The sequence below is a fragment of the Hoeflea marina genome, from assembly GCF_003182275.1.
GTDB lineage: Bacteria > Pseudomonadota > Alphaproteobacteria > Rhizobiales > Rhizobiaceae > Hoeflea > Hoeflea marina.
Map to the genome: position 1 here is coordinate 485860 of NZ_QGTR01000004.1, position 16108 is coordinate 501967.

General features: G+C 66.2%; 12 protein-coding genes. 9 read left to right on the forward strand and 3 right to left on the reverse strand.

Going from position 1 to position 16108, the window contains the following annotated elements; all coding sequences use genetic code 11:
* Nucleotides 1-15: 15 nt before the first annotated feature.
* Genes DFR52_RS17740 through DFR52_RS17760 form a run of 5 tightly spaced genes read left to right on the forward strand, consistent with a single transcriptional unit; the run spans nucleotide 16 to nucleotide 5790 of the window.
* The gene (locus DFR52_RS17740) at nucleotides 16-267 is read left to right on the forward strand and encodes an acyl carrier protein (RefSeq protein WP_110033324.1); all 252 of its coding nucleotides are present in this window, start codon (nucleotides 16-18) and stop codon (nucleotides 265-267) included.
* The gene (locus tag DFR52_RS17745; protein ID WP_110033325.1) at nucleotides 267-1448 is read left to right on the forward strand and encodes an acyl-CoA dehydrogenase family protein; all 1182 of its coding nucleotides are present in this window, start codon (nucleotides 267-269) and stop codon (nucleotides 1446-1448) included. The genes DFR52_RS17740 and DFR52_RS17745 overlap by 1 nt, the downstream gene beginning before the upstream one ends.
* A gap of 3 nt (nucleotides 1449-1451) precedes the next feature.
* Nucleotides 1452-2360, forward strand: a complete 909-nt coding sequence (locus tag DFR52_RS17750; RefSeq protein WP_110033326.1) for an amino acid--[acyl-carrier-protein] ligase — start codon at nucleotides 1452-1454, stop codon at nucleotides 2358-2360.
* Nucleotides 2361-2363: 3 nt separating this feature from the next.
* Nucleotides 2364-3323, forward strand: a complete 960-nt coding sequence (locus tag DFR52_RS17755; RefSeq protein WP_110033327.1) for a DUF1839 family protein — start codon at nucleotides 2364-2366, stop codon at nucleotides 3321-3323.
* A 7-nt stretch (nucleotides 3324-3330) separates the two neighbouring features.
* The gene (locus DFR52_RS17760) at nucleotides 3331-5790 is read left to right on the forward strand and encodes a glycoside hydrolase family 2 protein (RefSeq protein WP_245415387.1); all 2460 of its coding nucleotides are present in this window, start codon (nucleotides 3331-3333) and stop codon (nucleotides 5788-5790) included.
* Nucleotides 5791-5813: 23 nt separating this feature from the next.
* On the opposite strand, the gene DFR52_RS17765 is transcribed toward DFR52_RS17760, so the two are convergent.
* Entirely contained in the window at nucleotides 5814-7595 is a 1782-nt protein-coding gene (locus DFR52_RS17765; RefSeq protein WP_110033328.1) for an alpha/beta fold hydrolase, read from the reverse strand.
* Nucleotides 7595-9127 (reverse strand): oligosaccharide flippase family protein, encoded by a 1533-nt coding sequence (locus tag DFR52_RS17770; protein ID WP_110033329.1) that lies wholly within the window; start codon nucleotides 9125-9127, stop codon nucleotides 7595-7597. Before DFR52_RS17770 ends, DFR52_RS17765 begins: the two co-directional genes overlap by 1 nt.
* A gap of 477 nt (nucleotides 9128-9604) precedes the next feature.
* Between DFR52_RS17770 and DFR52_RS17775 the strand changes: the two genes are divergently transcribed.
* The 4 genes from DFR52_RS17775 to DFR52_RS17790 all read left to right on the forward strand — a co-directional run bounded on the left by DFR52_RS17775 (nucleotide 9605) and on the right by DFR52_RS17790 (nucleotide 14815).
* Nucleotides 9605-10882: a hypothetical protein gene (locus DFR52_RS17775; RefSeq protein WP_210205864.1), complete on the forward strand. Its 1278-nt coding sequence runs from the start codon at nucleotides 9605-9607 to the stop codon at nucleotides 10880-10882.
* Between the two features lie 68 nt (nucleotides 10883-10950).
* Nucleotides 10951-12045 carry an acyltransferase family protein gene (locus DFR52_RS17780; RefSeq protein WP_110033330.1) on the forward strand — a complete coding sequence of 365 codons (1095 nt, stop codon included), beginning with the start codon at nucleotides 10951-10953 and terminating at the stop codon, nucleotides 12043-12045.
* Between the two features lie 10 nt (nucleotides 12046-12055).
* Nucleotides 12056-13117, forward strand: a complete 1062-nt coding sequence (locus tag DFR52_RS17785) for a glycoside hydrolase family 5 protein (RefSeq protein WP_245415388.1) — start codon at nucleotides 12056-12058, stop codon at nucleotides 13115-13117.
* Between the two features lie 93 nt (nucleotides 13118-13210).
* Nucleotides 13211-14815, forward strand: coding sequence for a GumC family protein (locus DFR52_RS17790; protein WP_146215630.1), 1605 nt, complete (start codon nucleotides 13211-13213; stop codon nucleotides 14813-14815).
* A gap of 85 nt (nucleotides 14816-14900) precedes the next feature.
* Here DFR52_RS17790 and DFR52_RS17795 read toward each other — a convergent pair whose 3' ends face one another.
* Nucleotides 14901-16043 (reverse strand): glycosyltransferase family 4 protein, encoded by a 1143-nt coding sequence (locus DFR52_RS17795; RefSeq protein ID WP_110033332.1) that lies wholly within the window; start codon nucleotides 16041-16043, stop codon nucleotides 14901-14903.
* Nucleotides 16044-16108 lie beyond the last annotated feature (65 nt).

The following is a 16108-nucleotide window of genomic DNA, read 5'->3' on the forward strand; positions in this document are numbered from 1 at the left end:
GACGAAGGAATGACGATGAAACAGGACATTCGCGAAATCCTCGCAAAGCTCGGCGGCCTCCCGGTCAGCGTTGACACGATCAGCGACAGTGCGGATCTCTACACCGCCGGCCTCTCCTCCTTCGCATCGGTGCAGCTGATGCTCGGCCTCGAGGACAAGTTCGACATCGAGATCCCCGATCACCTGCTCAACCGCAGGTCCTTTGCCTCCATCGACGCGATCGCCGAAACGGTCAGCGCAGTGCGGGCAGGCCAGGAGGCCGCCTGATGAACGTCATCTCCGGGATCAGCGGTTTCGATCTCGTCCAGCGCGCCCGCAAGGTCGCCGCGGTGGCGGGCAAGTTCGCCGACGACGTTGACCGGCACGGCCGCTTTCCCGCCGAGGCCGTCGCCGCGATGAAGGCCGAGGGCCTGCTCGGCATCCAGGTGCCGGTGGAACTCGGCGGCATCGGCGCCTCCATCGCCGAAGTGGCCGAGACCTGCTCGCTGATCTCTCAGGAATGCGCCTCCTCGTCGATGATTCTCGCCATGCACCACATCAAGCTCTCGAGCCTGATCGCCCATGGCCGCGGCGATGCCTGGCACGAGGGCTTCATGCGCCGGGTCGCCGACGAACAGCTCCTTCTGGCCTCGGCGACGACGGAAGCGGGCATCGGCGGCAATCTCCGCAACTCGATCTGCTCCATCGAGGTCGACGGTGACACCTGCCGGCTGACCAAGGAAGCTTCGGTCATTTCCTACGGCGCCCATGCCGACGCCATCCTGATCACCTCGCGCGCCAACAAGGACGCCGCCCCCAGCGACCAGGTGATGACGGTCTTTCTCAACGGCCAGTACACGCTTGAGAAGACCCATGACTGGGACACACTGGGAATGCGCGGCACCTGCTCGGAGGGCTTCCTGTTCAAGGGCGAGGCGCCGAGCCGTCAGATCATCCCGCAGCCCTTCGCCGAAATCGCCGCCGAATCCATGCTGGCCGTCTGCCACCTTCTGTGGTCGGGCGTCTGGTACGGCATCGCCGTCAACGCGGTCAGCCGCGCCCAGGCTTTTGTCCGCGGCGCCGCGCGCGCCAATCCCGGCAGCGTGCCGCCCGGGGCGCTTCGTGTCGCCGAAGTGGCAGCCAAGCTGCATCTTGTCAAAGCCAGCATCACCGCCAGCATCCAGGACTACGAGCGAGTCAAGGCCGATCCCGCCCATGCGATATCGATCGCCTTCCTGGTCGACATGAACTCTCTGAAGGTCACCAGCTCGGAAATGGTCATCGAGATCGTCGACCAGGCCATGATCGTCTGCGGCATTGCCGGTTACAAGAACGGCACGCCCTTCAGCCTCGGCCGACATCTGCGCGACGCCCATTCCTCGCGCGTCATGATCTCCAACGACCGGATTCTCGCCAACAGCGCCAACATGCTGCTGGTGCACAAACTCGACACCAGCCTCCTGGGGTAAGACATGGATATGCAGATCTCGCTTCTCGACCGCCTGTTCGACAGCGGTCTCCTGATCGACACCGGCGTCGAGGGCGTCTACGCGCGCAGCGGCACCTTCGAGGACGTCATCACCGCCTTCGAGGGCCTGATCGACCGCTTCGCCGGCAACACCGGCGCGGAAGTCATCCGCTTCCCGCCCGGCATGAACCGCGCCCACTTCGAGGGTTCGGGCTACATGAAGAATTTCCCCCAGCTCGCGGGCACCGTGCATTCCTTCTGCGGCTGCGAGCTGGATCACCAGAACCTGATCAAGTGCATGGCCGAAGGCTCTGACTGGACCGAGGGCCAGAAGGCCTCCGACATCGTCCTGACGCCGGCCGCCTGCTATCCGCTCTATCCCATCGTCGCCCGCCGCGGCCCGCTGGCCAGCGGCGGCGCGTTGTTCAACATCCAGTCCTACTGCTTCCGCCACGAGCCTTCCAACGACCCCGCCCGCATGCAATTGTTCCGGATGCGCGAATTCGTCCGCCTCGGCAGGCCCGAGGACGTCATGGCGTTCCGCGGCGAATGGATGGAAAAGGGCAAGGAGCTGATGGGAAGCCTCGAAATGCCCGTCGAGGTCGATGTCGCCAACGACCCGTTCTTCGGCCGCGCCGGCCGCCTGCTCAAGAACAACCAGCGCGACCAGAACCTCAAGTTCGAGCTGCTGATCCCGATCAACTCCGTGGCCAACCCGACGGCCTGCATGAGCTTCAACTACCACCAGGACCATTTCGGTTCCACCTGGGGACTGAAGACCGCCGATGGCGAAACCGCCCACACCGCCTGCGTCGGCTTCGGGCTGGAGCGCATCGCGCTGGCGCTGTTCCACCACCATGGTCTGGATCCCAAGCTCTGGCCGGCGAGCGTCCGCAAGGCGCTCGGCCACTAGGGCATGCAGCCGATCCTGACCATAACGCCGTCGGCTTACCGTCCGCATGCGCTCCACAATGGCGAGCGCATGTGGCCGGAAACCAACTGCTACACCGATCTCTGGATCGAGCTGCTGGCGGCCCAGGGCCTTCCGCCCGAGCCCATGCTCGGCTTCACCCTCACCCAGGATTTCGAGGGCGACCAGATGACCTTTTTCAAGGTGCCGCTGGAAGATCTCGAGAGCCTCTTCGGCATCAAGGTGACAGAGCTTGCCATCTATGACCGGCTGGAAGCCCATGTCGCCGAACAGGCGGCCCGCGGGCGCGTCTGCCTGGTGGAGATGGACAGCTACTACATGCCCGACACCCAGGGCGTCGCCTACCGGATCGAGCATGGCAAGACCACGGTTGCGATCAACAGGCTGGATCTCGAGAGCCGCGAACTCGACTATTTCCACAATGGCGGCTTCTTCCATCTTTCCGGCGACGACTTCGACAATTTGTTCCAGCTGAATGCAGCGGAAGATGCGCTGCCCTTCCTGCCCTACACCGAGTTCGCCAAGTTTCCAGCCACGTATCCGGACGAAGCCCGACTGCGCGCCGGGGCGCTGTCGCTCGGCCGGCGCCACCTGAACCGCCGTCCCGCGGCCAATCCGCTGCGCGCCTTCTCCGCTGCCTTCGCGTCAGAGGCTGCCCGCGTGGCCGACAAGCCGTTCGGCTTCTTCCACAAATATGCCTTCAACACGCTGCGCCAGGCGGGCGCCAATTTCGAGCTCTGCGGCAGCTATTTCGACTGGCTGGGCGAAGACTTCACCGAGCCGGCGGGGCATGCCCTCAAGATATCCGAGGGGATGAAATCGGCGCAGTTCCAGCTCGCCCGCGCCGTCACCCGCCGCAAGTTCGATGCGCTCGGCAGCGTGCTTGAGCCCGCGGCCGATGCCTGGGACCAGTTGATGGAAAGCGCCGGCAAGGCGCTTGCCTGAGGCGGACATGGATATCAGCCCCTCCCCCCATGCCAACATTTCCGGAGAGACAATCCGCCGGCTCGACAGCGGCTGGACGATGCATCTCTGCGAGCCCGGCGCCTGGTCCGTCCCCGGCGACCTGCCCGAGGACCTCGACCTCATTCCGGCCATCGTTCCCGGTACCGTCGCCGCGGCGCTCGAGCAGGCAGGCCGGTTCGACCGCGACGCGCCCGTGGCCCTCGACGGCATTGATGCATGGTACCGGCTGCGCCTGCGCGACGGACTTGCGGGCGAGGCGCTGCTGCGGCTCGAAGGCCTCGCCACCCTGAGCGATGTCTTCGTCAACGCGGAACTGGTGCTGCGCTCCGAGAGCATGTTCACCAGCCATGACGTGCCGGTTCGGCTGACCGGCGAGGACACCATCACGATCCGCTTCCGCGCTCTGGCGCCGGAACTGGCACGCAAAGGCCCCCGTGCCCGCTGGCGACCGCGGATGATCACGCCTGCGGGCCTCAGGCTTTTCCGGACCACCGTGCTCGGCCGCATGCCGGGCTGGTGCCCCGAGATCCATGCCGCCGGTCCCTGGCGTCCGGTCAGCCTGATCAGGCGCGGCGGTGATGCCGTCACCGACCTCACCATCTCCGCACGCCTCGATGCCGACGGCACTGGCCTGCTGCGCGTCCGCCTCGCCGGCGGCCTGGGCGGCATCATTCATTGCGCCGGGCACAGCGCTCCGCTGGTCGAGGTCAGCGGGAGCTTCGTGGCCGACCTTGCCATTCCCGGTGTCCGCCCCTGGTGGCCGGCCACCCATGGCGAGCCCGTCCTGCACGAGATCCTCATGGAAACCGGCGGCGTGACCCGGCGCATCGGCCGCACCGGTTTCCGGCGCATCGAGGTCGAGCAAGGCACCGACGGGTTCGATTTCGGACTGCGCATCAACGGCGTCAAGGTCTTCTGCCGCGGCGCCGCCTGGACCAGCGCCGACATCGTCCGGCTTCCCGGCGGCCGCGAGGACTACCGTCCATGGCTCGGGAAAGCGGCCGAGGCCGGCATGAACATGATCCGCATCGGCGGCACGATGGCCTATGAAAGCCCGGATTTCTTCGCCCTCTGCGACGAGATGGGCCTGATGGTGTGGCAGGATTTCATGCTCGCCAATTTCCATTATCCGATGGCCGACGAGGCCTGGATGGCGCTGGTCGAGCTCGAGGCGCGGCAGATACTCGCCGCCACCTCCGCCTCGCCCTCGATGACGGTCCTCTGCGGCGGTTCCGAAATCCACCAGCAGGCAGCGATGCTGGGGCTGCCGCGCGAGGTCTACGAGGGACCGCTCACAGAAGATCTGCTCCCCGGCATCGTCGCCGAGCTTCGACCCGACTGCGTGTATGTGCCCAACTCCCCCCATGGCGGCGCCATGCCGTTTTCACCCAATGCCGGCGTCAGCCATTATTACGGCGTCGGCGCCTATTGCCGTCCGCTCGAGGATGCCCGGCGCGCCAATGTTCGCTTCGCTGCGGAAAGCCTCGCCTTCGCCCATGTTCCCGCTCAGTCGACGCTCGACGCGCATCTGCCGGTTCCGCCGGTTCACGATCCCCGCTGGAAGGCCAGCGTGCCGCGCGACCGCGACGCCAGCTGGGATTTCGAGGACATCCGCGAGCACTATCTGCGCCTCCTCTACGAGGTCGACCCGGCGCGGCTTCGGCGCGAGAACCCGGCACTCTATCTCGACCTCTCCCGCGTCGTCACCGGCGAGGTGATCGAGGCGACGTTCGCCGAATGGCGGCGGCGCGACTCATCCTGCAATGGCGCGCTGATCTGGACATTTCAGGATCTCATGCCCGGCGCCGGGTGGGGGCTGGTCGATTCCACCGGCCTGCCGAAACCCGCCTATTTTGCCGCCAAACGTGCGTTCCGGCCCGTACAGATCGCGCTCACCGACGAGGGCACCAACGGCGTCGACGTCCACCTCCTCAATGATGGTGCCGGTGATCGCGCGGTGGTTGCCGAGATCGTCTGCCTGCGCGACGGCACGGTGCCGGTGGCCTCCGGCCGCAAGGAGTTGGTGCTGGCGGCTAGTTCCGCCTCGACCATCGCCGCGACGGACTTCTTCGGGGCGTTCTTCGACACCGCCTATGCCTACCGCTTCGGCCCTCCATCGCACAATGTCACGCTGGCGCGGCTCATCGACGCCGAAACCGGCGCAGAGATCGCCTCGTCGTTCCATTTTCCATCGGGCCGCGCCGCCGCACGCCACGAGGCCAACCTCACCGCCCTCCTGATCGAGACAGCGGATGGCTACGCGCTGGAAATCGCCACCGACAGGTTTGCGCAGAATGTGGAGATCGCGGTCACCGGTGCCGAGCCGGAAGACAACTGGTTTCATCTGGCGCCGGGCAGGCCGCGTCTGGTCCGGCTCGGATCCGTCACCGCCAGGCCCGGCGGCGAAGTCCGGCTGGCCGGCGGCAGGGGCATCGTCCCGTTCTGACCGGCACCGGCGGAACGAACCGGTCAGCCGACCCTGAGCGCCATGTCGCCGATGGTGGCGATCACCCGATCCTGAGCTTCCGCAGACGTGACATTGTGATCGCTGTCGCCGAGGCTGACCCGGACGACGTTCGGGTAGTGCTTCAGTCTCTCGCCGCCATGGCCGAACACCATCCGGAACTGCTCGAGGCCGGGGTCATCGTCGCCATAGACCAGCGCCGCCAGCCTGCCGTCGGCCTGCAGCCTGCGGAAGTCATTCTCGATGTCGGCGCGCAGGCGGTTGCGATGCACGAGCGCGGCGATGCGGGGACCGAATCTGCCGGCGATACCCCTGCCGATCTGGCGTGCGATGTTGAGTCCCGCCCGCCGCACATCCACCTCGCCGGCCATGAGCCGTTTGAAGGTCTTCGGGTTGAGCGCACGCTGCGAGTAATCGCGCAGCGGCCGGGCGACGCCCGCCAGCGCCTCGTTGAAATCCACGTCCGGGTCCCAGACATAGGCATAGGAGTTGACGCTCACCACGCCGCGGCAGGAGGGTTCGCGCAATGCCGCCCGGAACGCATGATAGCCGCCGCTGCAGCGGCCGCTCAGCACCGTGGGTCCGGGGACGCGGCGGACAAGTTCGGCCACTGCGGCGGCCACATCGCGGTCGATGCACGGCGCATAGAGAACCTGATCCGGATCTCCCGGACATGGCGGACTGTCGCCGACGCCGGCCGCATCGAAGCGCAGGCTGGCAATGCCGCGGCCGGCGAGACCGCGGGCGGTCTTGACTCCCATCCGGCCCCAGCCCGATGCCCGGTCATAGCCGGTTCCGACGATGAGCACCGACGCGCCGCGGCGGGGCCCCGCCGGCTCGCACAGCGTGCCCGAGAGCCGGCCATGGTCGCCGAAGCGAATGCCTGTCTCGCGGAAGCCATCGCCGGCCAGCCCGGCCTCCCGACAGGTTGCGACGGTGCGGCCGGGCGCCCGGTTCGGGGCGATCATCCGTGCCCAGCCGGCTAGCCCCTCGATCACGGCCGCCGGGCTGCGCGAGCGCATCGGATTGGTCTTCAGCGCCTCGTAGCCCTCGTAGACCAGCCGCTCGACGGGGCAGCCGGCGGCTTGCAGCTGCGTCGCCAGCTCCTCGTCGCCGGCGGCGGCGGAGCGGCCCACCAACAGCACCGGCAGCGGCCGCGCCAGCCGCAACTCCGCGGCCTTCAGATTGCGCAGCTCGGCGGTGATGCCCGCGGGCAGGACGAGGCCGGCGATGGACAGTCCGCCCCCGTCATCGGCGGCCGGATCGAGATAGAGATCGGCGGCCACCATCTTCCACCAGAGCGCGGTCTCGCGCAGATAGCTTCGCCCCGAGGTCACCGGTGCAAGCAGGGCCAGACCGGCGACATCGTCGATTCCGTCGGCTGCGTCGAGCGCCAGCGTTGCGCCGAGGCCATGGCCGGCCAGGATGACGCTGCGCGCGCCCGACAGCCGCTTGAGTTCGGCCGCCGCCGCCGTGACGGAGGCGCGCCATCCGGCGAGCGACGCATCGCCCGCCGGGTCGGCGGAATCGCCGGTCCCCGGCAGGTCGAAGCGCAGGCAGGCAATTCCCTTTGCCGCAAGCGCCTCGCCGATCTCGCAGTGGAACTTGCGCAGGCACATCTCCTCGAAGCCCCAGGGGCTGACGAGAAGCACGGCGCTGTCCGAAGCGGGCGCCGTGGCCTCCGCGGCGTTGAACAGGCCGGCACAGCCCCCGAAGCGGACGGGCACGGCGGCGGAGCGAAGACGCGAAGTCGCGGTGCCGGGCCCGGACAGGTCGATATATCCCATCACAGGCCGCCGTCGCCGGCGCGCGCAGCCACCAGCGTGACCACCGACAGGTAGAACGGACGCGCCTTCGCCGGGACCTTGGCGCCGATGGCGTGCAGGGAGGCCCTGTCGTCCCGACTGACGGCGCCGAGCACGCGAAGGCCTGCGAGATAGACGGCAATGCCGCCGAGAACCGCCAGCAGGACGCCGGGCAGTCCGTCGACGACGCCCGTCACCAGCCATGCCGAGACGGCGCACAGCACCGCGGCCAGCGTGATCCGTGCCAGGCTCGGCACCAGGGACGCCGACGATGCCGACAGCCGGGTGAACCGGACGATGTAGACGCACATGCCGACCAGCACGAGACCGCGCACCGCCGCCGCGCCCTCGCCGCCATAGGCGGGAACGATCAGCAGCAGCCCGAGCACCATCGAAATCGCGCCGAAGAGGGCGGTCATCAGACGGATCCCCGGCCTGTCGATGGAGAACACATACTGCGTGCACAGCTGCAGGAACACGCTTGCCGGGGCAGCCACTGCCAGGATGGCCACGAAGATCCCCGCTTCACGAAAGGCCGCGCCGTAGATGCTGGTGACCAGCGGTTCCGCCACGGCGGCGAGCCCGAAGCTGATCGGAAGCGTCAGATAGGCGAAGTTCCGCACCACGGTCTCGAAGACGCCGCCCGGCAGCAGGCCGCCGTTGCGCTCCAGATGGCCGGAATAGTAGGGCAGCAGGCTTCCGGTCAGCTGGATCGGCAGTTGCAGCGCCAGATTGGCCAGCGACAGCGCCACTGCGTAGAGTCCGACGGTTTCGGCGTCGCGGAAATACTGCAGGAACACGATCTCCGGCCGTGCCAGGAAGACCGCGGCGACGATGTACTCGATGATGACCACCAAGGATGAGCTGGCCACCTGGCGCATGCTCAGGCCGCAATTGTCCGGCCGTGACCGCAGGATCGAGACGGTCGCCACGAACAGGATGAACTGGCCGCAGGCATAGCCCGCCAATGCCCCCGGCACTCCGAAATGCCATGCCCCGAGCGTGACGCAGGCAAGTTGCATCGCCGCGCTGGCCAGCGACAGCTTCATGAAGCCGCCCAGTCGCTGTTCGCCGATCAGGTAGTTCTTGGAGTAGGAGCCGATCGACTGGACAAAGAACAGGACGCCGGTGACGACCACGATCTCGGATGGAAGGTCGTGCCATTGCGACCGATCCGAGAGCGCGGCGACGACTGCATAGCCAAGGGTGAACACCGTCGTCGAGAACACCACCGGCCAGGCGAGGTAGGCGGCGAAGCGCCGCCGGGCCGCAAGATCGTGGCCGCGCGCTGCCAGCTGCGGCAACAGCCGCAGCAACGAGACGCCGGTGCCGAGTTCGGCAATCAGCGTCCCCGTGGTCACCAGCCACAGCGAAAAGGCGATGGTGCCGCTGGCGCCGGGGCCGAGCAGCCGCGCCACGACGACGGACGAGACAAATCCGGCGATCAGCAGCGTCAGCCCTGCCCCGGCGTTCAGCGCCGAATTCCTGACAATCCCGCTATCGGCCGGCTTCATCGCCCAGGCCTTTCCGTTGCCGGGCGCGAGCGGACGGGCCTTCCGCGCAAGCGGCGCGAAGCCCTGGCGGCGTGCTCATGGTCCAACTTGCTTCCCGATGATCGCTGCCTTGCCATTCCGGTTCATCTGCCTCGCCTGCAACGTCTCATCCGCCAGTCTATCAACCGGGCACTTAACTTGCGCTGAATCCGAACGGACAGAGCCCATGGCGCCGGGATCGAAAGCCATTCATGGTTGACGGCTTGTTAATCCGGCTCTGGCAGTTTTCGAAGACAAGTCCGACGCGACCAGGTCGCACACACTGCACCGCCACGCGCCAACCGGTCTTCGGATCGGACAGGAGGCGAGAGGTTCGAACGAAGCCCGCGCCATGAACCGCACCGATCACATCGTCGACAACTCCCGGATCCGCGTCACCGGCGATGCCTGTGCAGGCCTGCCATGCTGCCCTGCCCCGGGCCCGGGCGGGTGGACATCATGAGCCAGACGACGACCGGACCCATGCACCGCGCCGGCATGTCGGGCCGGACGGACCGGAACCCGGTCATCATGGCGCTGCTGCTGCCATCGGTTCTGTACAACTGCGTGCTGGCCGTCATCAACAACATGGTCATGCCTCTGGGCTTCGCGCACATTGCCCTGGCGGAGATGCTCATCCTGGTGCTCTGCATGATCTATCTGCTCACGAAGGGCATATTCCGCCAGCATCTGCCCGTTCTGGCCTTTCTCGGCTTCAATGTCATGGTCGCCGGCTACATGATGGTCGTCAACGCCGCGCTGTTCATCGAGTATCTCCGCAGCATCATGATCATCTCGATCTTCACGATGATCGGCACATGGGCGAACCGGGCCACGGTGGTCGCCATTTTCCGCATTGCCTGCATTGCCGTTCTCGCCGTGCTGCTGGTGGAGATATTCCGGACCACCATCTACGAGAATGTCTTCAATCCGGCTTCCTATTTCGAGAACACCCGCGGGCTTCGGCAGATTTCCTTCGACGGCTCCAAGCTGTTTCAGAATGCGCAGAAGATTCCGGGCAGGTTCTCCTTCGGCCTCGCCGACCACCGGACCTCATCGATCTTCCTGGAGCAGGTTTCGCTCGCCAACTTCTCCGGCGTCCTGATCATCTATCTGATGGCGATGTACACCAGGATCGCGCGGTCTGACCGGATTCTGCTGATGGTCACGATCGCCGCCATCATCACCACCAACGATTCGCGGACCATGCTGATCTTTTCGGGCGTGTGCTTTCTCGGCTATTTCATCTTTCCCTCGCTCAGCACGAAGTTGACGGCCCTGATCATGCCGGGGATCCTTGCGGCCGGCCTGCTTGTCTACCTTGTCTTTCCCTCGGCATCGGGCGACACGATCAACGGCCGGATCGTGCTGACCATCAACAAGCTCGCCGAGATCGACTTCAATGCGCTGATGGGACTGAACGTCGCCGTCATCGGCGAGCTCGCCGACAGCGGCTATGCCTATGTCGTCAATGCCGGCACCGCGTTCGGCCTTCTCGCCCTCTGGCTCTTCGTCTCCTTCCTGCCGGCAGGACGCACGGCGGCGCAGAGGCGGGCGGCCTATTCACTTTCTATTTTCTTTTTCATGAACATGATGATCGGCGGCAATGCGGTGTTCTCCATCAAGATCGCCGCTCTGCTGTGGCTGCTGGTCGGCTACATGAAGGTGTCCGAGCTGGACGACGTCCGCGAGTGCGTGCCTTCCCGCAACAGCTACGCCGCGGCATTGGCCGGCTAGGCTTCCGGATCGCGGCGCCGGGCCGGCGTGCGGAAGCAGCTGAACAATTGCGACAGGAGACCGGCACAGTGCTAGTTCAGCTTCAATACATACGCGCCCTCGCCGCCCTGCTGGTCGTCTATTTCCACGCCATCCTCCAGCTGCGCACCATCGACCCTTCGGCAGTTCTCGGCGTGGCGCTGTTCGGCAAGAGCGGAGTCGACGTGTTCTTCGTGCTCAGCGGCTTCGTGATGTGGGTCACCACCTCCGGCAAGCCGATCACCGCCCTGCAGTTTTACGGCAAGCGCATACGGCGCATTGTTCCGCTCTACTGGGCGGTCACGCTCGCGGCCGCCGCGGTCGCACTGGTGGCGCCGCAGATCCTCAAGTCGACCGTCTTCGATGCGCAGCATGTCGCCGCGTCGCTGGCCTTTCTCCCCTGGATCAATCCCGCAGATCCCGAGGGCAGGATGATCGCGCCGGTGATCGTTCCCGGCTGGACGCTGAACTACGAGATGTATTTCTACCTGATATTCGGCGCCCTCTTGTTCATCCGCCCGCGGTTCCGGCTCGCGCTGCTCGTGGCCACGCTGGCGGCGATCGCCGCGCTGTGCTCGCTGGCGTCGATGCAGACCACGGCCACTACGTTCTACGGCAATCCGATCGTCTTCGAATTCGCCGCCGGCGCGGTTCTCGGCCTTCTCTATCTGCGCGGGTTCCGCATCGGCACCACTGTCGCGGTTGCACTGGCCGTCGTGTCGACCGCCCTGCTGCTGGTCTTTGACTTCCTGGAACTGCCTCATGAGCGCCTCCTGACCATCGGCCTGCCTGCCGTGCTGATCGTTTTCGCCATGACCTCGATCGATTTCACCAGGGTTCGCGAGCTGCGCCTCCTGCGCTTCCTGGGCGACGCGTCCTACAGCATCTACCTGACCCACATCTTCGTGCTGGCGGGCTGGCGAATGGCCTACAGCCACCTGCCCGAAGGCATTCTGACCAACCAGTACATCCTCGTGGCATCCATGCTGCTGGCCTCCTGCATCGTCGGCGGGCTCGTCCACCTGATGTTCGAATTGCCGGTCGATCGATACCTGAGCGGCAGGAAACCGCCAAAACCCGCGGCCGAGCCGGCCTTCGCCCTTGCCGGCAACAACTCCAAGCTGGACCAATCCGCCGGTTCCTGAGGTGCATTCCATGATGACCAACCCGTTGGCACGCCTTGCCATTGCGCCGCTCCTGGCGCTTTGCCTCTGCATCCAGGCCGCTGTCCCAGCATCGGCCGAAGACCGGCTCTGCTTTCGCGGCGTCAATCTGTCGGGCGCCGAATACGGCGAGGCGGACGGCAAGGTGGGCACCAACTATTTCTACCCGACGCCGACGACAATGGCCTATTTCGCCGAAAAGGGTTTCGACACGATAAGGCTTCCCTTCAAGTGGGAAAGGCTTCAACCGACCCTCGGAGGCGATCTTGACGCCCTGGAGCTGGAGCGGCTGACAATCTCGGTCAGGTCGCTGCGCGACCGCGGCTTCCGGGTGATCCTCAATCCCCACAATTTCGGCTATCATGGCGGTCGCCGCATCGGCTCGGCGGATCTGCCCGCCGCGCTGTTCGCCAACTTCTGGATACGGCTCGCCGTCCATTTCACCGACGATCGGGACGTCATCTTCGGCCTGATGAACGAGCCTTACGACATCGGCGCGCGCGACTGGCTGGATGCGGCGAATGCCGCCATCCTGGGCATCCGGCGGGTGAAGGCTGAAAACCTCATCCTGGTGCCCGGCACCCATTGGAGCGGCGCCGCCAGCTGGGGCGACGACTACGGACAGGGAGCCAACAGCGAGGTCATCAAGGACGTCATCGATCCCGGCAACAATTTCGCCATCGAGTTTCATCAGTATCTCGATGCGGATTCGTCTGGAACGCATGCCGAATGCTCCAACCGCGACGGCGCCGAACAGGCGATCGTGAATGCGACGGCCTGGCTCAGGGCGAACAAGTTCCGCGGCATGATCGGCGAGATCGGCGTCTCCTCCGCACCGGACTGCACCGCTGCGCTCTCCCGCATCGTCGAGCATCTTCGCGCCAACTCGGACGCCTGGCTTGGCCTCACCTATTGGGCGGCGGGCGACTGGTGGCCGCCGACCGAGGCGCTGAACATCCAGCCGAACGGCACGGGCGATAAGCCGCAGCTGACCGCGCTCGTGAGTTCGATGGGACCGCATCTCCCCGGCGCGCCCGGCTGCGGCCGGGACTGAGACCGGCCCGCGACGGCGAAATGCATTTTTTGTTAACCAACAAACAATAGCATCAGCGACAATGGTCCCATCCTCCAGCCAAAGATTCGCCCCGTGACACAGCACGACGACAACAGGAAGCCGACTGTGGCGAGGTGGATGGGCGAACGCGGCCTCACCCGGCGCCAGCAGCGTCCGCTGTGCGCGCGCGCCGACCAGGGCAGGCCGCCGCCGCTCCAGCCGACTGACCGGCACGGCCCGGCCGCAGCTGCGACCCAGGCCGCCACCGCTCCGCGCGAAGAGGCCCTGGAGCCGGAGGCCAGGCCCGCGGAGATACTGCAGCCATCCGATCCGCGGCGTTCCGATGCGCCGCTCATTGATCTGGCGTCGATCCTCCGGACCAGCTGGGCCCATCGCGGCACGGTCGCCGTGGCCGTCGTCACCTGTGCCGTCCTGCTTGCCGGCGCAACCCTGCTCCTTCACAAGAAATACAGCGCGACGGCAACCATCTATTTCGACCCGACCCAGATCCGGGTGACCGACGACACCGACAAGACCGCCGCGCTGTCTCCGGTGGTCATCTCCACGATCATCGACAGCCAGAGCATGATCATCCTCTCCGACAATGTCCTGTTCAAGGTCGTCGACCTGCTCAGCCTCGACGAGGATCCGGACTTCACGGCAACCGTCGGCGGCGATGCCGGTGACGCCAGGCGCATGGCGGCCGCAAAGCTGCAGTCCGCCATCGATGTCGACCGGGCGGACGGCGCCTATGTGACGACCGTCAAGGTGGTGTCGTCCGAGGCCGGAAAAGCAGCCGAGATCGCAAACACCGTGGTGTCCGTCTTCAAGGACGAGATCAACGCGATCGCAGTCGAGAAATACACCACCGCCAACAGCGCCCTGGGTTCGCGGCTGATGGAGCTCGGCAAGGCCGCGCAGACCGCCGAACTGGAGGTCGAGACCTACCGCGCCCGCAACGACCTGGTCGAGGCGGGCGGCGACCTGATCTCCGACAAGCGCCTGACCGCACTGAACGAACTGCTTGTCCAGGCCCAGAAGGCCACGATTTCCGCCAAGGCCAGGTACGAGGCCGTGTCGAACGCGACGCTGAACGACGGCGTCTCGGGGTCGGTGGCCGAAAGCGTCGGCTCGCGCACGCTCGGCGACCTGCGCAGCGAGTACACCCGGCAGACATCCATCGTCGAAAGCCTCGCCAGCAAGATGGGGTCGCGCCATCCCGCGCTGATGGCCGCGCAGGCGTCGCTGGAATCGGTCAAGGCGCAGATCAGGGAAGAACTTGCCCGCGCCGGTGCGACTGCGAAGGACCAGTACGAACAGGCCGTGAACGCCGAAAACGACATCAAGAAGGAACTGACCGTCCAGAAGGCGCTGCAATCGACCAGCTCTCCGGAGACCGTGAAGCTCAAGGAGTTGGAGCGAAAGGCGACGGTGTCCTCCGAAATCTACAGCACGGCGCTCAAGCGGGTCACGGAAATCCACGAGGAGCAGAACCTGCTGCAGAGCAACATCAGGATCATCTCGGCAGCCGTCCCGCCGCTCAAGGCCGACGGACCGGGCCGCACCATGCTGCTGATCGCCGGTCTCTTCGGCGGAAGCCTTCTCGGCCTGGGACTTGGAATGCTTCTCGCCCTGATCAGCGACTACCGCGGCACGCCGCGCAGGCGCGGCCACTCCGTGCCGGACGAAGCGGCCTGAACGGCATACCCGCCGCACTGCCGGTCTGCCCGGGCGACCCTGCCCGGACCGAAAGGACCGGTCATCGATCTCCCGATATCGCCGGTCAGCGCCCCTTGCCGAGGATCGCCTGGTACTGCGCCATGTACTCGCCGGCGACTGCCGGCCAGCCATAGCCCGCCGCCGCCGCCCGGGTCGCGTCGCGCAGGCCGGCGAAATCGGAGTGCAGCCGCAGATGCGCGGCCTCGATGGCGTCCGCGGCCAGCGCCGGGTTGCGATAGTCCGCCAGCGCGATGCAGTCATGCCGACCGGCCAGATCGCGGTAGGCGCTGTTGGGCTGGAGAACCGGCACCAGGCCGGCGCTCATGGCCTCGATGGCGACAAGCCCGAATCCCTCATAGTCGGAGGCCGAGACGAACAGGCTTGCCTCCGCCATCATCCGCCGGATGTCCGCGTTCGAGGGGCCGGTCACCAGCCGGACATTTGCGTCGAGGCCGCGATCGGCAATGCCGCTCCGGACATCGGCTTCCGACAGGTCGGAGGCCACGCCGGCGATGGTCAGCGTCCAGCCGGGATCGCGCCCGACCAGCACACGGGCCGCATCGAGCAGGCGCAGGATCTGCTTGTTGGCGGAGAACCGGCCGATGGTGATCATGCCCTGCGTCGGCGCCGGCGCGGCCGCGTCGGCGAATTTCCCCGTGTCGGCGCCGTTCTCGATCAGGCTGGTGCGCCGCACCGCAATGGCGTCGAACAGCCGCCGATCGGCCTTGCTGCAGCAGATGATGCGGCTGTAGGCCAGCGACGAGATCCGGCTGACCGTGTTGAACCAGACCGTCTTGATCCGGGAGAAGCGCCGGGTGTGGAAGAACCCGCCATGGGTGGTCACCAGCATCGGCCTGCGGTGCAAGGGCCAGCCCCAGGCCAGCGCGTCGAAGAAGAAGTCGATGGCGTGCACATGGACAATGTCGGCGTCCCGCAGATGCCGGAACACCGACGGCGCCAGCGGGTAGCGGCTGGAGCCGCGCCAGGGAATGCGCACCACCTCAACCCCGGCGATGATTTCGCGGGCGGCAAGCGTCTCGCCGGGAGCGCCGAAGAGGCGGTCGAGGGTCACGACCCGCACCCGGTATCCGTTCCCGAGCAGTTCGGCGCACAGATTGGCGACGACATCCTCCAGCCCGCCGCGGTTGGGCAGATACTGTCGCACCACATGGACGACGAGCGGGGCTTCGGCAGGGAGCAAGGTCATTCCTCAAGGCTGTTCGACGGTCTGGACTATGCGGTCAAACATTGAGCGATTGCTTAAGCCGGCGG

Bases quoted from the DNA above. Each gene is read 5' to 3' on its own strand.
- DFR52_RS17785 (WP_245415388.1), top strand. From the start codon at position 12,056: ATGATGACCAACCCGTTGGCACGCCTTGCCATTGCGCCGCTCCTGGCG.
- DFR52_RS17760 (WP_245415387.1), top strand. From the start codon at position 3,331: ATGGATATCAGCCCCTCCCCCCATGCCAACATTTCCGGAGAGACAATC.
- DFR52_RS17750 (WP_110033326.1), top strand. From the start codon at position 1,452: ATGGATATGCAGATCTCGCTTCTCGACCGCCTGTTCGACAGCGGTCTC.
- DFR52_RS17740 (WP_110033324.1), top strand. From the start codon at position 16: ATGAAACAGGACATTCGCGAAATCCTCGCAAAGCTCGGCGGCCTCCCG.
- DFR52_RS17770 (WP_110033329.1), bottom strand. From the start codon at position 9,127: ATGAAGCCGGCCGATAGCGGGATTGTCAGGAATTCGGCGCTGAACGCC.
- DFR52_RS17765 (WP_110033328.1), bottom strand. From the start codon at position 7,595: ATGGGATATATCGACCTGTCCGGGCCCGGCACCGCGACTTCGCGTCTT.
- DFR52_RS17755 (WP_110033327.1), top strand. From the start codon at position 2,364: ATGCAGCCGATCCTGACCATAACGCCGTCGGCTTACCGTCCGCATGCG.
- DFR52_RS17775 (WP_210205864.1), top strand. From the start codon at position 9,605: ATGAGCCAGACGACGACCGGACCCATGCACCGCGCCGGCATGTCGGGC.
- DFR52_RS17795 (WP_110033332.1), bottom strand. From the start codon at position 16,043: ATGACCTTGCTCCCTGCCGAAGCCCCGCTCGTCGTCCATGTGGTGCGA.
- DFR52_RS17745 (WP_110033325.1), top strand. From the start codon at position 267: ATGAACGTCATCTCCGGGATCAGCGGTTTCGATCTCGTCCAGCGCGCC.